The 17782-nt window shown below is 72.6% G+C and carries 12 protein-coding genes; 5 read left to right on the top strand and 7 right to left on the bottom strand.

Features of this window, described 5'->3' with window-relative positions; translation table 11 throughout:
• Positions 1 to 44: 44 nt before the first annotated feature.
• On the bottom strand, positions 45 to 1079 hold the full coding sequence (locus ACSRUE_RS42050; RefSeq protein WP_441288473.1) for a GNAT family N-acetyltransferase: 1035 nt from the start codon (positions 1077 to 1079) through the stop codon (positions 45 to 47).
• A gap of 91 nt (positions 1080 to 1170) precedes the next feature.
• Between ACSRUE_RS42050 and pdxR the strand changes: the two genes are divergently transcribed.
• Together pdxR and ACSRUE_RS42060 are read left to right on the top strand one after the other, a co-directional pair.
• Positions 1171 to 2628, top strand: coding sequence for a MocR-like pyridoxine biosynthesis transcription factor PdxR (gene pdxR / locus ACSRUE_RS42055; RefSeq protein ID WP_441288474.1), 1458 nt, complete (start codon positions 1171 to 1173; stop codon positions 2626 to 2628).
• A gap of 337 nt (positions 2629 to 2965) precedes the next feature.
• Positions 2966 to 3628, top strand: coding sequence for a methyltransferase family protein (locus tag ACSRUE_RS42060; protein WP_441288475.1), 663 nt, complete (start codon positions 2966 to 2968; stop codon positions 3626 to 3628).
• A gap of 100 nt (positions 3629 to 3728) precedes the next feature.
• On the opposite strand, the gene ACSRUE_RS42065 is transcribed toward ACSRUE_RS42060, so the two are convergent.
• Positions 3729 to 5045, bottom strand: coding sequence for a serpin family protein (locus tag ACSRUE_RS42065; protein WP_441288476.1), 1317 nt, complete (start codon positions 5043 to 5045; stop codon positions 3729 to 3731).
• Between the two features lie 99 nt (positions 5046 to 5144).
• On the opposite strand from ACSRUE_RS42065, the gene ACSRUE_RS42070 reads away from it, so the two are divergent.
• Positions 5145 to 5630, top strand: a complete 486-nt coding sequence (locus tag ACSRUE_RS42070; protein WP_437769785.1) for a gluconokinase — start codon at positions 5145 to 5147, stop codon at positions 5628 to 5630.
• Between the two features lie 82 nt (positions 5631 to 5712).
• On the opposite strand, the gene ACSRUE_RS42075 is transcribed toward ACSRUE_RS42070, so the two are convergent.
• Positions 5713 to 6966, bottom strand: coding sequence for a hypothetical protein (locus tag ACSRUE_RS42075; RefSeq protein ID WP_441288477.1), 1254 nt, complete (start codon positions 6964 to 6966; stop codon positions 5713 to 5715).
• 290 nt (positions 6967 to 7256) lie between these two features.
• Between ACSRUE_RS42075 and ACSRUE_RS42080 the strand changes: the two genes are divergently transcribed.
• Together ACSRUE_RS42080 and ACSRUE_RS42085 are read left to right on the top strand one after the other, a co-directional pair.
• Positions 7257 to 7466: a hypothetical protein gene (locus ACSRUE_RS42080; RefSeq protein WP_441288478.1), complete on the top strand. Its 210-nt coding sequence runs from the start codon at positions 7257 to 7259 to the stop codon at positions 7464 to 7466.
• 514 nt (positions 7467 to 7980) lie between these two features.
• Positions 7981 to 10584 (top strand): GAF domain-containing protein, encoded by a 2604-nt coding sequence (locus ACSRUE_RS42085; RefSeq protein WP_441288479.1) that lies wholly within the window; start codon positions 7981 to 7983, stop codon positions 10582 to 10584.
• Between the two features lie 689 nt (positions 10585 to 11273).
• Here the strand turns inward: ACSRUE_RS42085 and ACSRUE_RS42090 are convergent.
• From ACSRUE_RS42090 to ACSRUE_RS42105, 4 genes are all read right to left on the bottom strand, one after another.
• The gene (locus ACSRUE_RS42090; protein ID WP_441288480.1) at positions 11274 to 11603 is read right to left on the bottom strand and encodes a hypothetical protein; all 330 of its coding nucleotides are present in this window, start codon (positions 11601 to 11603) and stop codon (positions 11274 to 11276) included.
• A 735-nt stretch (positions 11604 to 12338) separates the two neighbouring features.
• Positions 12339 to 14468, bottom strand: a complete 2130-nt coding sequence (locus ACSRUE_RS42095) for a response regulator (RefSeq protein WP_441288481.1) — start codon at positions 14466 to 14468, stop codon at positions 12339 to 12341.
• Between the two features lie 623 nt (positions 14469 to 15091).
• Positions 15092 to 16207, bottom strand: coding sequence for a prephenate dehydrogenase/arogenate dehydrogenase family protein (locus ACSRUE_RS42100; protein WP_437769790.1), 1116 nt, complete (start codon positions 16205 to 16207; stop codon positions 15092 to 15094).
• A gap of 197 nt (positions 16208 to 16404) precedes the next feature.
• The gene (locus ACSRUE_RS42105) at positions 16405 to 17535 is read right to left on the bottom strand and encodes a serine/threonine-protein kinase (protein WP_441288482.1); all 1131 of its coding nucleotides are present in this window, start codon (positions 17533 to 17535) and stop codon (positions 16405 to 16407) included.
• Between the last annotated feature and the right edge of the window lie 247 nt (positions 17536 to 17782).

Genomic DNA, 17782 nt, shown 5'->3' on the forward strand with positions numbered 1-17782 from the left:
CGGCCTGTTAGCCGCGCGGCCCCGTCGGCCGCTCGAGCGCCGATTCACGCACGGACGAGCTGCATCTCCGTCGACGTGAACGGCCGCGGCGGCAGCGCCGCGCGGTCACGGAAACCGAACCGCGCGTAGAACGTGTGCGCGTCCTGGGTGCCCAGGTGGACGTGGCTGGCGCCGCGGACCGCCGGGTGCCCGAGCAGCAGCCGCACCACCGCCTCGCCGACGCCGCGGCCCCGCAGCGAGGGCGCGACCGTCACGTCGTACATCCACGCGCGCCTGCTCCCGTCGCTGATCGCCCGCGCCGTCGCCACGAGCCGGCCCGCCGCGTCGCGCGCGCCCACCCACGCCGACGAGCCGAGCAGCGCCCGCGCGATCGCCTCGCGCGACACGCCCTGGTTCCAGTAGCCACCCTCCAGCAGATCGACCGCCGCAGCCACGTCGCGCGGGCCCAGCGCGCACGCGAGCACGCAGCCCTCCGGCGCGCGGAGGAACTCGGGCACCGGCGTGTCCGGGCAAGCGCCGCGGAGCAGCTCGATCGCCGCGGGATCGCCCGGCGCCCCCCGCTCCCAGAGCTTCGTGAGGAGCCGCGCCCGCTCCTCGGGCGTCCGGTTCTGCGCGAGCTTCGCCTTGCCGTCGAGCCGCGACAGCGGGACCGCGAGCACGAGGATCCCCGCGATCGCCTTGCGGTAGAGCGGGCTCGACGCGTCGAGCGGCGTGTACCCGCCCTCGGGCTGGTACTTCCGCATCAGCGCCTCCAGCACCTCGGCCTTGTGATCCGGATCGTCCACGCGCTCGATCACCCCGTGCGCCTGCGCGCTCCGGTAGAGCGTCGTCGCCGGACACGCCCGCTCCGGATCGGTGAAGTAGCTCGGGATCGACGCCACGATCTGCTCGCACGACACCACCGCGGGACGGCCGACGGCCTCGGTCTTCTCGCCCACGGGCGCGCCGTGGAACGCGATCGCGCCCCGGACCACGACGCCGTGCACCGTCCTCAGCACCGGCTCGCCCTCCGCCGTCGTCGACGCCAGGTGGACCACCTCCGCGAGCCCGAGGAGCGCCTCGGCCTCCGCCCTCTCCATGCGAAAAATCTCCCTGCGCATGGACCGAGGTTGGCGCGCACCTGGTACGCTCAAAAGATCCGGTTCGCCGATTTCTGCTAGACCAGCTGGCATGCCCTGGGAGCTCGCCCTCGCGGTCGATCCCGCCGCCCCGCAGCCGATCTTCCTTCAGATCGCGCGCGCCCTCGCCGACGACATCCGCCGCGGCCGGCTCCGCGCCGGCGCCGAGCTGCCGGGCAGCCGCGCGCTCGCGCGGTCCCTGTCGGTCCATCGCAACACCGTCCTCGCCGCGTACCGCGAGCTCGCCGCCGAGGGCTGGATCGAGGCCAGCGCCGCGCGCGGGACCTTCGTCTCGGCGGAGCTGCCGGCGCCGGCGCCCCGCGGCTTCGCCCGGCGCGCGGCCGCGCGGGCGGAGGTGCCGGCGCGGCTCGGCTTCGACCTCGGCGCGACCTCGCTCCGGCACGTGCCCATCATCCCGCCCGGCACGCTGCGCATGAGCGGCGGCCTCCCCGACATGCGCCTCGTCCCGACCGCGGCGCTCGCGCGCGCCTACCGCCGCGCGCTGCACGCCGGATCGAAGCAGCTGCTCGACTACGCCGATCCGCGCGGCGACGGGCGCCTCCGCGCCGCCCTCGCCGCGATGCTCTCGGCGGTGCGCGGCCTCGCCGCCGGGCCGGAGTCGGTCCTCGTCACGCGCGGCAGCCAGATGGCGCTCGACCTCGTCGCCCGCGCCCTGATCGCGCCGGGCGACGCGGTCGCCGTCGAGTCCTACGGTTACCGCCCCGCGTGGGAGGCGCTCCGCCTCGCCGGCGCGCGGCTCCTCCCGCTGCCGGTCGACGCCGCGGGCCTCTCCGTCGACGCGCTCTCGGAGCTCGCCGAGCGGGAGCGCCTGCGCGCCGTCTACGTCACCCCGCACCACCAGTACCCCACCACCGCGGTGCTCGCGCCCGGCAGGCGCATCGCGCTCCTCGAGCTCTGCCGGGCCCGCCGGATCGCGATCCTCGAGGACGACTACGACCACGAGTTCCACTACGACGGCCGCCCGGTGCTGCCGCTCGCCAGCGCGGACACGGCCGGCGTCGTCGTCTACATCGGCACCCTGTCCAAGATCCTCGCCCCCGGGCTCCGGATCGGCTTCGTGGTCGCCCCCGGACCGCTGATCGAGCGCCTCTCGCTCCACCGCACCTTCGTCGACCGGCAGGGCGACCACGCCGTGGAGCGCGCCGTCGCCGAGCTCCTCGAGGACGGCGAGGTGCAGCGCCACGCGCAGCGCGCGCGCCGCGCCTACCGGGCGCGGCGCGATCTGCTCGTCGCGTCGCTGCGCGCGCGGCTCCCCGACGCGCTCGACTTCGCCGTGCCAGCCGGCGGTATGGCCCTGTGGGCCAAGGTGGACGCCGCGATCGACGCGGACGCCTGGGCCGAGCGCGCGCTCGCGCGGAAGGTGGCGTTCTCCGCGGGGCGGCGGTTCGCGTTCGACGGCAAGAAGCGCCCCTTTCTGCGGCTCGGGTTCGCGGCGCTGGACGAGCGGGAGATCGGCGATGCGGTGGAGAGGATGGTCGAGGCGGTGTGAGCGCCCAGGCGGGCGGACCCGATGAGCGCAGCGGCCCTCCGAGGGTCGACGGCGCACGTGGACGCGTGGAAGCGTCGACGAGACATCCCTATCTCCCTGTCTCTCCGGATACGCCTTTCCTATGCACCACCGTGTTCCTCCTCAAGCGCCGATACGGCTGAACTCTCCTTCTCCCCGCAGGCGCTGTCTCCGACAGACCTCGATCGTACAGCGGCCCCGCCGTCGTCGAAGCGCGCTGCGCCCGCGGTGGATGGATGATGGATCCGACGCGGCAAAAGCCCCGCTGGCTTGACCTCGCACGCGCCCCCTCTCACGATGCGAAGTAAGGGGGAATACAATGAATGGCGCGGTGCTCTACGACCTCGCGATGCGGCTGCCGCTCGCCGTCCTCATGCTCTATAACGCCCTGTTCGTCGGGCGCGACCTCTATGCTCACCTGTTTCTCTGGAGCGGGCCCAAGGGGCTCACGTACGGGACGACGGTGGCCTCGCTCGTGGCCACCGGGGCCTACCTGCTGCTCGTCGCGGCGTTCACGCTCGTTCGTCTCCGCCCTGTACGCAAGCTGAGCGGCATCGTACCTCGCATCACCGCGCTCGCCGCCGGCCTGCTGCCGGCGAGCATCGCATGGCTGCCCAAGGCCCCGCCGATGCCCGGCCGTCAGGTGGTGGGCACGCTGTTCATCATCGCTGGCATGGCGCTCGCCATGGTCAGCATCGGGTGGCTGGGCAAGTCGTTCAGCGTCATGCCCGAGGCGCGACGCCTCATCACCAATGGCCCCTACCGGCTCGTGCGCCACCCGGTCTATCTCGCCAGCCTGATCCAGGGGACGGGGATCATCTTGATCTATCCGTCCATCGCCGCGGTCCTGCTCTACACGGTCGAGATGATCCTGCAGGTCATCCGCATGGGATACGAGGAGCGCGTGCTGCGCGAGACCTTTCCGGAATACGACGACTACGCGCGCCGGACGTCCGCGCGGCTCGTCCCCCGCCTCTACTGAGGAGGGCGCGCGCCCTCCGCAGTAGAGGCGGGCACGCGGCGCCATGGGACAGGATGCAACGCCTGTCGCGGGATGCCTCGCTCGCCCGGACCCGGCGCTCCTACCTGGACGGGTCGGTCACGCGGCCGACGAACAGGATCGCGCTCGTCGCGCGATCCCGGATGACGAAGAGGAACGGGCGGTCGAAGCGGATGGTGGCGGGCTCGGGCGCCGACGTCTCGCCGATCACCACCGCCGTCGCCGCCGCCGCCTCGGTGCCCGCCTCGTTGACGGAGACGAACGCTTCGTGGAGCACATCGGTGATGAACAGGCCGCCCTGGCCGTCGATCCCCGAGAAATCCGCGCGATCGGAGAAGGCGGCGGGCATCCCCAGATCCTCGAGCGGCGGGGCGAGATCCAGGGTCGAGGCGATCTTGAACCGCGGCAGCGCCATCGTGACGCTCCGTGCCCCGAGGGAGGCGAGGACGCCCTCCAGCCGCTCCGGATCGAGCCCCGCCTCGAAGCCGCCGAGCTCCGACGGGAGCACGAGCACCATCGACAGCTCGCCGCCGTCGTAGGGCAGCTCCAGCGCCTCGTAGCCGTCGCCCTCGCCATAACGGACCTGCGCGTGGTTGGTCATCATCGGAACGGACACCGTGGAGCCGTCCGCCAGCGTGAAGCTCCCCGGAGTCGTCTCCTCCTCCTCGAACGGAAACTGCCAGGCAGCGTTGAAGTAGATGGCGTTCGTCAGCACGAGCCGGGTCGAGGGCCCGAGGGCGCCTTCAGGCACGATGTCCTTGATGCGGTCCTCGGTGCGCTCGGCTACCCAGCCATTGATGATCTCCCGCGCCTCGTCGGGCGCCTTCACGAAGTCGACGACGTGCAGCCCGGCCCCGTAGCTCTCCGCCAGCACGTCGAGGAACGACGGCACGAACGCGGAGCCGACCTGCCCCCAGATCGCGTTGGCCACGTGGAGCCGGAACCCCTTGCCGTCCTGCCCCTCGGCGCCCTCGCCGCGGCGCGCGAGCGCCAGATCGAGCGCGTTGAACGCCGGGTGGAGCCGCGTTTCTGGCAGCGTGAAGCGCAGCGCGCGCGCCATCTGCTCCGCCGTTTCCCCGCGCGCGCCGGCGTACGTCATCGCCAGCGCGCTCGACACGCTGTACGGCGAACAGAAGAGGTTGCCCGGCGCAGCGCCGATGCGGCGGTAGAGCTCGAGCGCGAACGCCGTGTTGCCGAGGGCGAGCTCCCTGGCGTCGGCCTCCGGCACCCGAGGCGCGCGGGCCCGCTGCCTGTCCGAGGCGACGACGCAGCCCGCGGTGCCCGGATCGGCGCACCCGGACGGCGAGGGCCGCGGCTCCGGCCCGGCGCCGTCAGAGGAGCAACCGGCGCAGAGGAGGGAAAATGGCAACAGGACCACAGGGATCGGAGGCCTACGCATGCGCCCGGCGCAGCAGGGGGCGTGCCGAACCGCCCATGATAGGATGGCTCCCACCATGCGAAGAGCGCGAGAGACAGCCCTCGGAGAGGCGCGGCGCCCGTGATCGTGCTCGTGATGGGCGTGAGCGGCGCCGGGAAGACGACGGTCGGGGCGCGCCTTGCGCGCGAGCTCGGATGGGAGCTCGTCGACGCCGACGACCTCCACCCCGCCGCCAACATCGAGAAGATGCGCGCCGGCAAGCCGCTCGACGATCGGGATCGCGCGCCGTGGATCGCGGCGCTCACCGCGCGCATCCGCCAGCTCCTCGACGCGGGGCGCGGCGCCGTGATCGCCTGCTCGGCGCTCAAGGCGGCGCACCGCGCGCAGCTGCTCGTCGACCCCGCGCGGATGCGCCTCGTGCACCTGACCGGCGATCCTGCGCTGATCGCCGCGCGCCTCTCGGCGCGCAAGGATCACTTCATGCCCCCCGGCCTCCTCTCGACGCAGCTCGCCGCGCTGGAGCCGCCCGAGGACGCGATCCGCGTCGACGTCGGCGCCCCCCCCGAGGAGATCGTCGCCGCCGTCCGCCGCGCGCTCGGCGTGTGAGCCGGGCCCGCGCCGCGCCGTCTGCCGACGCCGGGCGCTTTCCAGGCGCTCTCTCCGGGAGAACCCGAGCGCCCGCGCGCGGTCAGCCCGGGTCCGGCAAGCGGGTCAGGAAGAGCGCGCCCTGGTCGCTGGAGAGGCGTTCGCCCCCGAGCGCCATCGTGCCCTGGAAGGACCCGGCCAGCATCGGGCTCTCCCACGGGTCCATCTCCAGCCCGGAGACGTGGACGTCCACGCCGATGCGCCGGGTCCACTGCTCCTCTCCGCTGGAGCTGAGCCCGGCCGCCCACGCGCTGCACGACGCCGGCTCATCCGCCGGCTCGCACAGCGCATCGCCGGCCAGCACCACGCGCTCGCCGCTCGCCGTGACGCGGCGGGGGCTCCGCGCGTCGAAGCGCTTCACCCAGATCACACGGCCATCCGGGCCGATCTTGGCGACGAACGGCCGCGGGCCGCCCGGCAGATCGGGCTCGCCGAAGACGCCGCTGCCGGAGAGCAGCGCGGCGCCTTCCGGATCCACGGCGAGGTCGTACGCCTCCTCGAGCTGGTCCGGCGAGCCACGGAACCGCTTGTGCCACACGAGCTCTCCGTCCCGGTCCAGCTTGGTCACGAACGTCGCCGTGCCCCGCCCGTCCTGGCTCGCGAGGATCATGTTCCCGTCGCGGTCGACCTCGATGCCGATCTCTTCGCTGTCGGAGCCGCTCGGCGGCAGGCTGACCCACGCGAAGCGACCGGAGGCGTCGAGCCGGACGACGAAGGCGCCGATGGCCCGCCGCTCGATCCGCGCGCCGGCGACCTTCGCGGCCCCCTCCAGCCTGCCGAGCACGAGCGCGCCGCCGCGGCCATCGGCGGCGAGCGCCGTACCGCTCAGGATCGCGTCCTCCTCCGCGGAGATCTGCGCCGCCCAGCTCGCCGCGCCACGCGGGCCGAGCTTCGCGAGGAACAGGTCCGCGCCCGACGGCGACGCCGCGGTGAGCCGGTGCGCGCCGAAGCGGACCGTGCCGGAGAAATCGCCGAGCACGAGCGACTGACCCCCGCCGCTCGCGGCCACGTCGATGGCGCTCTGCGCCGTGCCGTCGCCGAACTGCTTGCTCCAGAGCGGCGCGCCGCACGCGTCGAGCTCGGCCACGAAGGCGTCCGTCGCGCCCGCGCTCCGCAGCCGGGTGCCGCCGAAGGTCAGCTCCCCTTCGAAGGAGCCGGCGAGCAGCGCGCGGCCGGCGCCGTCGATCGTGAAGCCGCGCAGGGTCGCGCTCTTGCCAGGATACTGCCGGCTGAACGATCTCTGCCGACATGCCCGCTCGGCCCGCTCGCCGTCGCCGAGCCCAGCCGCGCCGGCCAATCGCCCGCCGGGTGCGACCGCGGCACCCAGACACACGCCCCCGGAACCGACTGCCCCCATCTCGCACATCCCGGGAGGCGAGGCGTGCTCGGCGTTCGCCCGCGCCGCACCGCCGCTGTCGCCTCCCGGTTCGCCCTCCGCCACAACGTCCGCAGCCTCCGAGGACATACACCCGGCGCCACAGCAGATGACGCCGCAGAGGGCGCTCCGTGCTCTCAAGACAGACCACATACTGCATCTCCTCTCCCGCCTCGACGCGGGCACACTGGAAACATTGCAGGATGCGGACCATGGCCCGCGCCTTTCAAGCTTCTCGCGAAGTTGAAAAATCCAAACTTTTCTCGCTGGATGCGGGCTCATCCGGGCAGGAGGACGCGTTCGTTCAGCGCCGCTTCATGTCCTCCTCACACCATCGCTCCCGGGCGAACCGGCCATTCGACCCCGGTCGCGCGATCGATCGACTCACGCGCTGGCAGGCGCGCGCCGACAGAGATGGATAGGGCATCTCTCGCCCGGACACCGCCTGTTCCGGATCCAGATCATCGATGGTCGAGATCTGGCCGAGTCGCTCGCCGCTGCGGTCGAGGCGCGGGCGACTGGCATCTTGGACGCCGCCTGGCCCGGCGAGGCGCAGACGATGGGGCGGGCAGCTCGCACGCAAGGCCCTGACGCCGGGCGGGCGCCGGGAGCCGCGAGCCGCGGGGCGCTCGCGCGGACCCCGGGGCCGCCCTCCCCCGGCTCCGCGGGTGGCCGGCCGCGCGGGCAGGCCGAGAAGACGGGCGCCTACCACCGTAGCGCACCCACGCCCACTTAAGGTAGGATGCTGTCACACGACTCCGGCGGACGTATTCCCGCTGGAGGAGCCCGCGACCGCGGGCGCCGGCTGCTCCATGATCCCCTACCCATCTACGATCACGACGGAGCTCCCTGCGAGCGAAGGCGCGACTGCGCGGCCCCCCCGCGCCAGCCCCGCCTCGCCGCCGGCGCCCCCCCGCGATCGCCTCGGAGATGGCGATGAAGTTGCTCTGCAAGCCCGCTGACGAGCGCACTGCGCGTGCGCAGGTGCTGAAGATCGAGATCGACGCCTACGCCGCCCTCCCTGACGCGGAGCGGCGCGCGGTCCACCTGCGCCTCGGGCGCATGGCCGAGGCGCGATCGCAGCGCGAGCGCTCGGACGAGGCGCTCTTCGAGGCCGCGCACCACCTGAACCTCGGCGCGCCCCTGATCGTCGAGCCGCGCGAGCGGGCGGCGCTCGCCGCGATGAACCTCGCCGCGGGCCGCAAGGCGAGGGAGCGGGGCGCGACCCCGGCGGCCGCCGATCTCTTCGAGGCCGGGATCGCGGCGCTGCCGGACGGGAGCTTCAAGCGAGACCACGAGATCGCCTTCTCGCTGCACGCGGAGGCGGCCGAGTGCGCGCACCTCGGCGGCCGGCTCGATCGCGCGGAGGCGCTGCTCGACGTGCTCGCGGCGGAGGCGCGCTCGGATCTCGAGCGGGCCAGGGCGCACGAGCTGCGCATCGCCGTGTATACAACCCAGGGCCGGCTCGACGAGGCGGTGGCGCTCGGAAAGACGGCCCTCGCGATGCTCGGCGTCCCCCTCCCCGAGGACGGGCCGGGGCGGAAGGCGGCGGCAGACGCCGAGCTCGCGGCCGCGCGCGCCGCGCTCGGCACGCGCCGGCTCAAGGATCTGCTCGACGAGCCCGAGGCGTCGGACGCCCGGACCCGCGCGGCGCTCCGGCTCCTCATGGCCCTCATGCTCCCCGCCGCAACGGTGAACCCGCCGCTCTGCACGTTCATCGCGGCCAGGCAGGTCAACCTGTCGCTGGAGCGCGGTCATGGCGGAGTCTTCCCGTACGGCTACATGGCCTACGCCTGGGTCGCCGCGCGGGTGCTCCGCCGCTACGACGAGGCCTACGAGCTCGGCCAGCTCGCGCTCGAGATGAACGAGCGGTCCGGACAGCCCGAGCTCTCCTGCCGGCTGCGCGTCGTGCTCGGGGCCCACGTCAGCGTCTTCACCGATCACCTCCTTTCCAGCCTCGATCTCTTCCAGGCCGCGCTCGAGGCGGGCCACAGGACGGGCGACCTCACCTACCTGTCCCAGGCGTGCGTCCACACCGCGCTCGTTCGATTCGGGCTCGGCGACGAGTGCGAGGCGGTGCGGGCCGAGGTCGACGGGTTCCTCTCGCTCGTGCGGCGCGCGAGGGAGGAGCTCGCCGCCCTCGCGCTGACCGGGGTGCGCCGCGCGCTCGACGACCTGATGGACGCGACGCGCGCCGGCGCGTCCCGCCCGCCCAGCCACGGCGATCTCGACGACGCAGGGGATGAGGCGAAGCTCTCGGCACCGGCGTACGGCGCCGCCGCGCGCGTCCACTACGCGCTGCGGCAGCAGATCTGCTTCCTCAACGAGGACCACGAGGGGGCGCTACGGATGGGCTCGCTGGCCGAGGCGAGGATGCAGGGCGGCGTCGATGATCACCTCGCGACCGAGGTGTTCTTCTACACCTGCCTGACGCTGCTCTCGCCCACGCTGGCGCGCGGCCGGCAGCTGACCACCGTCTCGGTGGCGCGCTACCGCGATCGGTTCTCGGAGTGGGCCGAGCGGTGCCCGGACAACTACCGTCACAAGCACCTCCTCCTCCGCGCGGAGTCCGCGCGCGCCGCCGGCGAGGAGCTCGCGGCGATGAAGCTCTACGATCAGGCGATCGAGTCGGCGAAGGTGAACGGTTTCGTCCGGGACGAGGCGCTCGCCAGCGAGCTCTGCGCGAAGTTCCACCTGGCGAGCGGCAGGGAGAGGATCGCCCACGTCTACATGGCCGACGCCCACGAGGGCTATCTGCGGTGGGGCGCGCAGGCCAAAGCGCGACAGCTGTCGCGAAAGTACCCGCACCTCGTGGCGCGCGCCGCGCTCGTCGGGCAGCAGAGCCGTCCGCCGGAGTCCGCGCTCCCGGCGAGCACGGAGCGCCCCACGTCGCTCGACGCGTTCGCCCTCCTCCGCGTCTCGCGCGCGCTCTGCGGGGAGCTCGTCCTGGAGCGCCTCTTCGAGCGGCTCCTCCGGGCCCTGAGCGAGAGCGCGGGGGCGCAGCGCGCCGTGCTGCTCCTCGCGCGCGACGGCGCGCTGACCATCGAGGCCGAGCTCGACGGCGACCGCGGAGGGGTCCGCGTCGGACCCGCGACGCCGCTCGAGTCCACCGCCGATCTCGCTGCGAGCGTCGTCCAGCATGTCGCCCAGACACAGCAGCCGATCGCCCTCACCAGCGCGGCCATGGACGAGCGGTTTGCGGACGACCCTTACCTGCTCGAGGGCGGCCTTCGCTCGATCCTGTGCCTCGCCATGACGCATCAGGGCCGCCTCACGGGCGTGCTCTATGCAGAGAACGGCGCGACCGCTGGCGCGTTCCGCGCCGGCCAGGTCGAGCTCTGCGGCCTCCTCGCATCGCAGGCGGCGGTGGCCGTGCACAACGCGTTGCGCCACCGTGACGCGCAGAGCACCTCGCGCGAGCTCCGTCGCTGCAACGAGGCCCTCGTCGACGAGGTCGCCCGCCTCACCGAGGAGCTTCGCGCGTGCAACCGCGACGCTAGCCCCACGAGCGAGCTTCGGCGCTGCAACGAGGCGCGCTAGCCCCGCTAGCACGCTGTCGTCCGGTCCGTCCCGCCCGACAGGAAACGAAGGACTTCAGCGCGGCTTCCCGGGGCGCCGCGGGCAAAGCTCACATCGCGGAGGGGACATCCCCTCTGGAAAATCCATGACGCCGGCACCAGAGGGGCCGCAAAACATGCATAGCGTGGACGCGCCTGCACCATGGCTCCGTCCGAGATGCGTGCAAGCGCGGAGGGGAACGCAGTCGTGCGAACAAGGTACGCCGCAGCGTGAAAGGCACGTGGCAGCGCGGTAGAGCGCGCGACGGCAGCGCAGACAGCCCCTCGAGGCCGGCGCTGACAGGCACATGTTCTGAAATCAAAATGCTCGGGACACCACGGGACGGAGGGAAGACCCAAAGCACCTGCCGTCTCCCGGCCCACCCGTGATTCCCGAGCCTGCAGCGGGGCGCATCTTCGTGCGCTACGGGCTCATCCGCGTCGTTCGGCTCGCTTCAGCGCACGTTCGCACGCCTCACGCGCTGGCCTGGCGGTCGAGCTAGCATTCCACGAATCTGCACATCGCGATAGAGCGCCGAACAAAGCCAGACCGAGCCATGCAGCCGCGAAGGCGCATGGCGACGGGAGGTAATGCGTGGCGCTCCAACAGCCTATCCCCCGCCCGCCGTACCGCGGGCTCGGCGAGGGATGGCCGCTATCGACACGCTCGACTCAGGCGCCGCCCGCGCCGCCTTCGCCGGCGCCGCCGGCGCCGCCGGTGCCGCCGCCCTCGCCCGCGCCGCCTTCGCCGCCGGCGCCGCCGGTGCCGCCGCCCTCGCCCGCGCCGCCCTCGCCGCCGGTGCCGCCGCCCTCGCCCGCGCCGCCTTCGCCGCCGGCGCCGCCGGTGCCGCCGCCCTCGCCGCCCGTGCCCGTCGCCGAGCTCGTCGAGGTGGAGGTGGAGGTGGTGGCGGTCTCCCCGTCATCGCCGCATCCGGCGCCGATCATCATCATGGTCGCGCCTAGCAGCAGCGCGCTTGCAAAGATGCTCTTCGAAGCGTTCATGGTTCGTTCTCTCCGTTGGGTTGTCCCCCCCAAAGAATGACTGGGCAGAACCCCGCGCCGATCACCGCTCCACACCGCCAAGCGACTCAATCCACGCAATTTCGCGCAAAAGGTGCGTTTCCAAAAGCGCTATGAGCACGCTGCGTTCGATGGGCCGGTGTCAACTCCGTGGTGATTCCGTTATGGTGGACAATAGGCCACCATACTGGATTACGCAAGCTTTTTGTCTCACTGCATCATCGTTGCATGTGGGCGCATTCCCGTGAGCACCCACCAGTCAAGCACATTCGCCTACATCGGCGCGGGCGAACATGACGCGTGAAGAACGACTGTGCCTGACCGATCATCCGCCATAACGGATGGACCTCCAGAGGTGAGGGCCCCATGAGCCAAAGCCTGCTCGCGTGAGCGACCTGGAGGAGCGGCGCCGGCGCCGCGCAACACGCGAACAGAGCCCGACTGCAGCGCGGACGCGCCTCGTCTGGCCGCCGATGGGTCGGCTCCCTGTCTGGTCATGAGGACACGTTCGCGTCATGAAGTGCAAGTCCCAGGCCCAATGCCCATCGACCATGGTCCTCGTCCCTGCTCATGAGCGCGGGCACGCTGGGGAGAGACCCGAGTTCGCTGGCGGGCCGGGCAAGGTAGCGGGCGAGCTCAGGTTGGATTTGAGAGCGGTAGAGAACGCGGAGGCGCGCCGCTATGGAGCGCCCGCGGCCCCTCGCCTCCGCGCGATCATCACAGGTTGATCTCCTCGCTCGACCCTCGCTCCCGGGCGCAGGGGAGGTCGCCTGCGCGGGCCCGGGCCGCGAGGCTGGCCACGGCGGCCACGAGGGCGGCGGGCTCGATCGGCTTCGTTGCGTGCATGTGGAAGCCGGCGTCGAGCGCGCGCTTCTGGTCCTCCTTGCGAGCATAGGCCGTCAGGGCCAGCGCGGGCAGATCGCCGCCGGCCTGCGGCGGGCGCTGGCGGATGGCGCGGATGAGCTCATAGCCGTCCTCGCCCGGCATGGCGATATCGCTCACGAGCACGTGCGGGAGATCCGCGCAGAACGCCGCGAGCGCCTCGTGGGCCGAGGCCACGGCCGTCACCTCGGCGTGGTGCTGCGACAGCACCTCCTGAAGGAGCTCCCTGGCGTCCGCGTCGTCCTCGACGAGCAGGACGCGGACCCCACCGAGGTTGGACGCGGGCTCCGAGCACGCGAGCGAGCGCGATCGTCCCTCCCTCGTGAGCGCCGTGAGCGAGCTGCGCTCGACCCCGAGGAGCGGGAGCCGGACCACGAACGTGGACCCCTTGTGCAACCCAGGGCTGTCGGCCACGACCGAGCCGCCGTGGATCTCGACGAGCTGGCGCACAAGGGACAGCCCGATGCCGAGGCCCGCGTGCGTCCTGCGGCTCGTGCTGTCGGCCTGGCGAAAGCGCTCGAAGACGAGCGGGAGGAAATCCGGCGCGATCCCCTCCCCCGTGTCGCGCACCGTGAGCTCCGCCGTCGCGCCGGCCCGCCGGAGGGAGACGAGGATATGGTCCCCGTGACGCGTGAACTTGAGCGCGTTGGACGTGAGGTTCGAGACGACCTGCTGCAGCCGATCCGCGTCGCCGTTCACCTCGATGTCGGGGTCGAGCGAGACGTCGATCGTGAGGCCCTTCGCCTCGGCGGCGGGGCGGATCGCGTCGATGGCGGTCTCCACGACGGGCGCGAGCGCCATCGGCGCGGCGCTGATGCTCAGCTTGCCCGTCGTGACCCGCGAGACGTCGAGGAGATCCTCGATGAGCTTCGTCTGCGCGGCCACGTTGCGCTCGATCACCTCGAGCCCGTGGGACACCCGCTGCTCATCGAACGGCTCGGACCGCAGGAGGTGCGTCCAGCCGAGGATCGCGTTCAGCGGGCTGCGCAGCTCGTGGGAGAGCGTGGCGAGGAACTCGTCCTTCAGGCGGTTCGCCTCGCGCGCCTCGGCGTGCACGCAGTTCTGGATGGCGATGGAAGCGAGCTGCGCGAGCTGCACGAGGACGGTCTCGTCGTCGTCGGAGAACTCGCCGTCGTTCCGATCCGAGAGCTGGATGGTCCCGATGTTCTGGCCGTCGGCCGCGGTGAGGGGCGCCGCGAGGTACCCCCGCGGCGGCGGCCTCTGCCCGAGGTTGTCCAGCCACTCCGGGTGCAGCGAGAGCTCTCGCTGCGTCAGCCGGAGAGGCCTGTTCCTGGCGCAGACGAGCGCGCACAGCTTGCCGGCGATGGGGGGAGGCGCCTCCTTCTGGAACGTCGTGTACCGCTCCGAGAGCGACACCGCGGTCCGCGCCCGCTCACCGGGCCGCTCCAGCTTCACGAGGGTCATCGCCTGATGGGCGCCGCCGACGTCGCGGGCCGCCTCCGTGATCGCCGCGACCATGGCGTCGAGCGACAGGGCCGAGTTGATCGTGAGCGCGGCGCGGTTGAGCCGCTGGAGCTGCTGCGCGTGCGCGCGCAGCGACTCCGCCTGGAGCTTGATCTTCTGTGTCTTCTTGAAGAGATCGACGAAGACTGACACCTTGGTGCGGAGGACCTCGGGGGCGAACGGGGTCATGATGTAATCGACCGCCCCGAGCGAATAGCTGCGCTCGACATAGACGCGCTCGGTGTGCGCCGTCAGGAAGATGATCGGCGTGTGCAGCGTGCTCCGCCGCTTGCGGATGAGCGTCGCCGTCTCGAACCCATCTATCTCAGGCATCTTGATGTCGAGGAGGATGACCGCGAACTCCTCCTGAAGGAGATGGCGAAGCGCTTCCCTCCCGGACGCCGCCTTGACGATGTTCTCGCCGAGCGGCGCGAGGACTGCCTCCAGGGAGAGGAGCTGCTCAGGCCTGTCGTCAACGATCAGGATGTTGACTCTGCCCACGTCTGCCCTCATCCCGCGTCTCCTTGCCCCCCTTGCTCCGTTGTCAGCGCCGCGGCCAGCCTCGCAGCATCCTCAGGAATGGGGCTGTGTCCACCGCTTTCGGGCGGCGTCTGCCGCGTCCGCTCCAGCCCGCTCCAGCCCTCACTGCGAGGAGGCTCGGGGAAACCACGTCGCCGCGGTGACGCAGCGCGCGCCCGGGGCAGAGGGTGAGCACGCCCGCCACGCTCAGCCCGCCCGGCATGGCCGCTCCGCAGATCCATTCCAGCCCTCCCGTGCGCTGCGCTGCGCTGCGCCGACGAGCTCGTATCGTAATCGAGGCGCTGTCTTACCTGCGACCCAGGCCTCGCCTGCAGTATCCACAAGGAGGCGCCTGACGCCGCTGCATGATCCCCGCACGCAGACCCTACACCGGAGCACGCCAGAGTGGAAGGAGGAATTCGTGCGCCACGAGCGCCTCCCTCGAAGAGGCCGTGAGAGCAGCGCGAGAATTGGAGAGAACACGAAGAAAACCGACGCAAGTGGCGTGGACGGCGATGCATCGACGCTCTCCTGACCCTCTGTCGATACCGCGCTCGGTGTGCCTCGTGTTTCGGTGGTGAGGAGCCCGCCGCCTGCGCCGCGCGCTAGACGGCGGAGCGCCGCTCCTGGAGCGAGCGCGAGTGCCGGAGGATCACCTCGAAGACCTCGGCGACGCCGTCGGGGTCGAGGCCGAGCTCGACGGCGCAGCGGCGGCGCGACTCCATCAGCCGCGCCTCGCGCACCGGATCTCGGACCGCCGCCCCGATCGTGGCCTTGGCGCGCCCGGCGCGCTGGACGAGCTCGGCCCTCCGCGCGAGCAGGCCGACGAGCTCCAGATCCAGGTCGTCGATGAGCTCCCGCGTCTCGCGGAGCTCGGGAGAGAGCGCGCCGAGATCGGGGATCGCGAGCGCGGCGAGGTCCTCGGGCGCGGCGTCCTTGGTCGGGACGTCGAGGCTTCGATCGACGGCGACGAGCGCGTCGATGAGGCGGCGGCGCGCCTCGCCCGCGAAGGGGTTCTCGCGGTGCAGCGCGGCGAACAGGTGCCCCGCGTCCACGCGCACCGTCTCGATCGTGTGCGCGATGCCCTGGAACGAGGGCGGCGCGTAGGGCGCGCCAGCGGGCACGCCCGCGTCCATCATGCCCTTCGCGATGAAGAACGCGAGCGCGTGCGTGAAGGCCATGACGCGGTCGTGCTCCTCCGGCGCCTGCTCCAGCACCTGACAGCCGATCCGCTCGAACAGCGCGACGATGCGGCGCACCGCGTCCGGGTGCGCCGGGTTCGGGCAGACGACGACGCGCAGCGGGCGCTCGCCGCGGGCGAGGCTCGCCGGGCCGAACAGCGGGTGCGTCGCCACCCAGGGCCGGCCTTCGCCGAGCACCTCGGCCATGGCGCTCGACGGCACGCTCTTCACGCTGCCCACGTCGGCCACCAGCTGCCCCGGCGCAAGGTGCGGCCGCAGCGACAGCAGGGCCTCGCGCACCGCCGGCACCGGGACGGCGACGATGACGAGCTCCGCGCCGTCCACGAGCTCCGGGAGCGAGGCGGCCCGCGCGGCGCCGCGGATCTCCGCAGAAGGATCGAACGCGCGCACCGAGATCCCCGCATCGTGGAGCAACGACCCGAGCGCCGCGCCGAAGCGGCCATACCCGAGGAATGCGACCTTGCCAATGCGCGCGGGCGGAGCGAGACCGCCCCCGGAATGTGGGAGAGAACGCGGCATGCGGCGGATACTACGACAGCCGGTCTACGCGGATGTCACGTTTTCTCGGCATAGCCGCGAGGATCTGCGACCGTGTCCGTGGGAGACAGGACGGCTCTCCGGCTTCTCCACGCCTGCCGCGCTCGCGGCGACGATGCCCCTCCGGCGACGGCCGGAGGCGGCGCTCCTGCGCCCGCGGCGGCTCGGCCGGCGCCGGCTCACCTGAGCTGCGTCGCGGCCACGCCGAGGATCGCGAGCAGCGACGCGACGGCGGCGATCAGCGCGATGCGCGCCCTGTTGCGCCCCGTGTCCTGCGCGCCGTACGCGCCGTGCCGCGACGTCACCGGGCCCGCCTCCGAGCTCGGTCCGGCGCTCGCGGACGGACGGGGCCTCGCGCTGAGCCCGAGCCCGATCGTCGGGAGCGAGGCGCGGGGGCGCCGCGGGAGCGTCGCGCCGAGGAGGCGCGCGGCCCGCTCCACGTGATCCTGGCCCTCCGCCGACGCGTGAGGGGCGAGCGCGATCGCCAGCTCGGCCACGCTCGTGGGCCGCCGCGCGGGGTCCTTCTCGAGGCAGCAGAGGAGCACGCGGTCGATGGCAGGGGGGATGTCGGACCGCAGCGCGCTCGGGAGCGCCGGCGCCGCGCTCGCGATGCGCGGCGCGAGATCGGCGAGCGAGCTCGCCTCGAACGGCGGCCGCCCGGTCAGGAGCCGGTACAGGATCGCGCCGAGCGACCAGACATCGGCGCGGGCGTCGACGGCGACCGAGGATCGCATCCGCTCCGGCGACATGTAGAGCGGCGCGCCGAGCTCCTCCCGCGCCTGCGCCGGCGCGCCGCCGTCGCTCGCGCCGGGCAGCTCCCTGGACGCGCCGAAGCCGAGCACCTTGAGGAGCGTCGCGCCGCCGGGGGTCGTCGCCAGGAACAGGCGCGCCGGCTCGAGGTCGCGGTGAACGATCCCCGCGGCGTGCGCCTCGGCCACCGCCACGCAGGCCTGCAGCACCCAATCGATGGCCTCCGAGAGCTCGATCCGGCCGCGGCCGCGCAGCAGCTCGGAGAGGTCCTGCCCGTCGAGGTGCTCCGTGACGATGTACGCGACCCCCGAGGCGAGCAGGCCGACGTCGAGCACGCGCGCGACGTGCTCCCCCTTGAGCGCCACCGCCGCGCGCGCCTCCCGCAGCGAGCGCTCCACGCGCTCCGGGCTGCCGTCGGCGAGCAGGAGCTCGATCGCAACCCGCTGCGGAAGCACGAGGTGGCTCGCGAAGGCCACTGTCCCCAGCTCACCGCTGCCCGAGATCCTGTCGACCCGGTACTTCTCGGCGATCACGTCCCCTGCCACGACAGGTGCGTTCATCAGAGCTCCCCGCAGCGCGCACCGGCGCGGGGGCAGCCGCCCGCCCCCCGTACATGCGCTGATTCATCCTAGCACCTTCGCTCGCCGGATTGGCGGTCGCCGGTCGTCGCCGGAGCTCGAGGCCGGCGCCGCGCTGCCCATTTCACGGCTGCCCATTTCACGCCTGCCCGCGCGGGCCCACGGCCCGGCAAAAGACCGCTGGAGGGGAACCCTCGCGACGAGGGGGAGGCCGCGCAGCGCGCGCGTC

The organism is Sorangium sp. KYC3313, assembly GCF_052075895.1.
Lineage (GTDB): Bacteria > Myxococcota_A > Polyangia > Polyangiales > Polyangiaceae > Sorangium > Sorangium cellulosum_B.

Excerpts from the sequence above, each read along its gene's own strand:
- ACSRUE_RS42050 (WP_441288473.1), bottom strand. The coding sequence starts at position 1,079 with ATGGAGAGGGCGGAGGCCGAGGCGCTCCTCGGGCTCGCGGAGGTGGTC.
- pdxR (WP_441288474.1), top strand. The coding sequence starts at position 1,171 with ATGCCCTGGGAGCTCGCCCTCGCGGTCGATCCCGCCGCCCCGCAGCCG.
- ACSRUE_RS42060 (WP_441288475.1), top strand. The coding sequence starts at position 2,966 with ATGAATGGCGCGGTGCTCTACGACCTCGCGATGCGGCTGCCGCTCGCC.
- ACSRUE_RS42065 (WP_441288476.1), bottom strand. The coding sequence starts at position 5,045 with ATGCGTAGGCCTCCGATCCCTGTGGTCCTGTTGCCATTTTCCCTCCTC.
- ACSRUE_RS42080 (WP_441288478.1), top strand. The coding sequence starts at position 7,257 with ATGGCCCGCGCCTTTCAAGCTTCTCGCGAAGTTGAAAAATCCAAACTT.
- ACSRUE_RS42085 (WP_441288479.1), top strand. The coding sequence starts at position 7,981 with ATGAAGTTGCTCTGCAAGCCCGCTGACGAGCGCACTGCGCGTGCGCAG.
- ACSRUE_RS42090 (WP_441288480.1), bottom strand. The coding sequence starts at position 11,603 with ATGAACGCTTCGAAGAGCATCTTTGCAAGCGCGCTGCTGCTAGGCGCG.
- ACSRUE_RS42100 (WP_437769790.1), bottom strand. The coding sequence starts at position 16,207 with ATGCCGCGTTCTCTCCCACATTCCGGGGGCGGTCTCGCTCCGCCCGCG.
- ACSRUE_RS42105 (WP_441288482.1), bottom strand. The coding sequence starts at position 17,535 with ATGAACGCACCTGTCGTGGCAGGGGACGTGATCGCCGAGAAGTACCGG.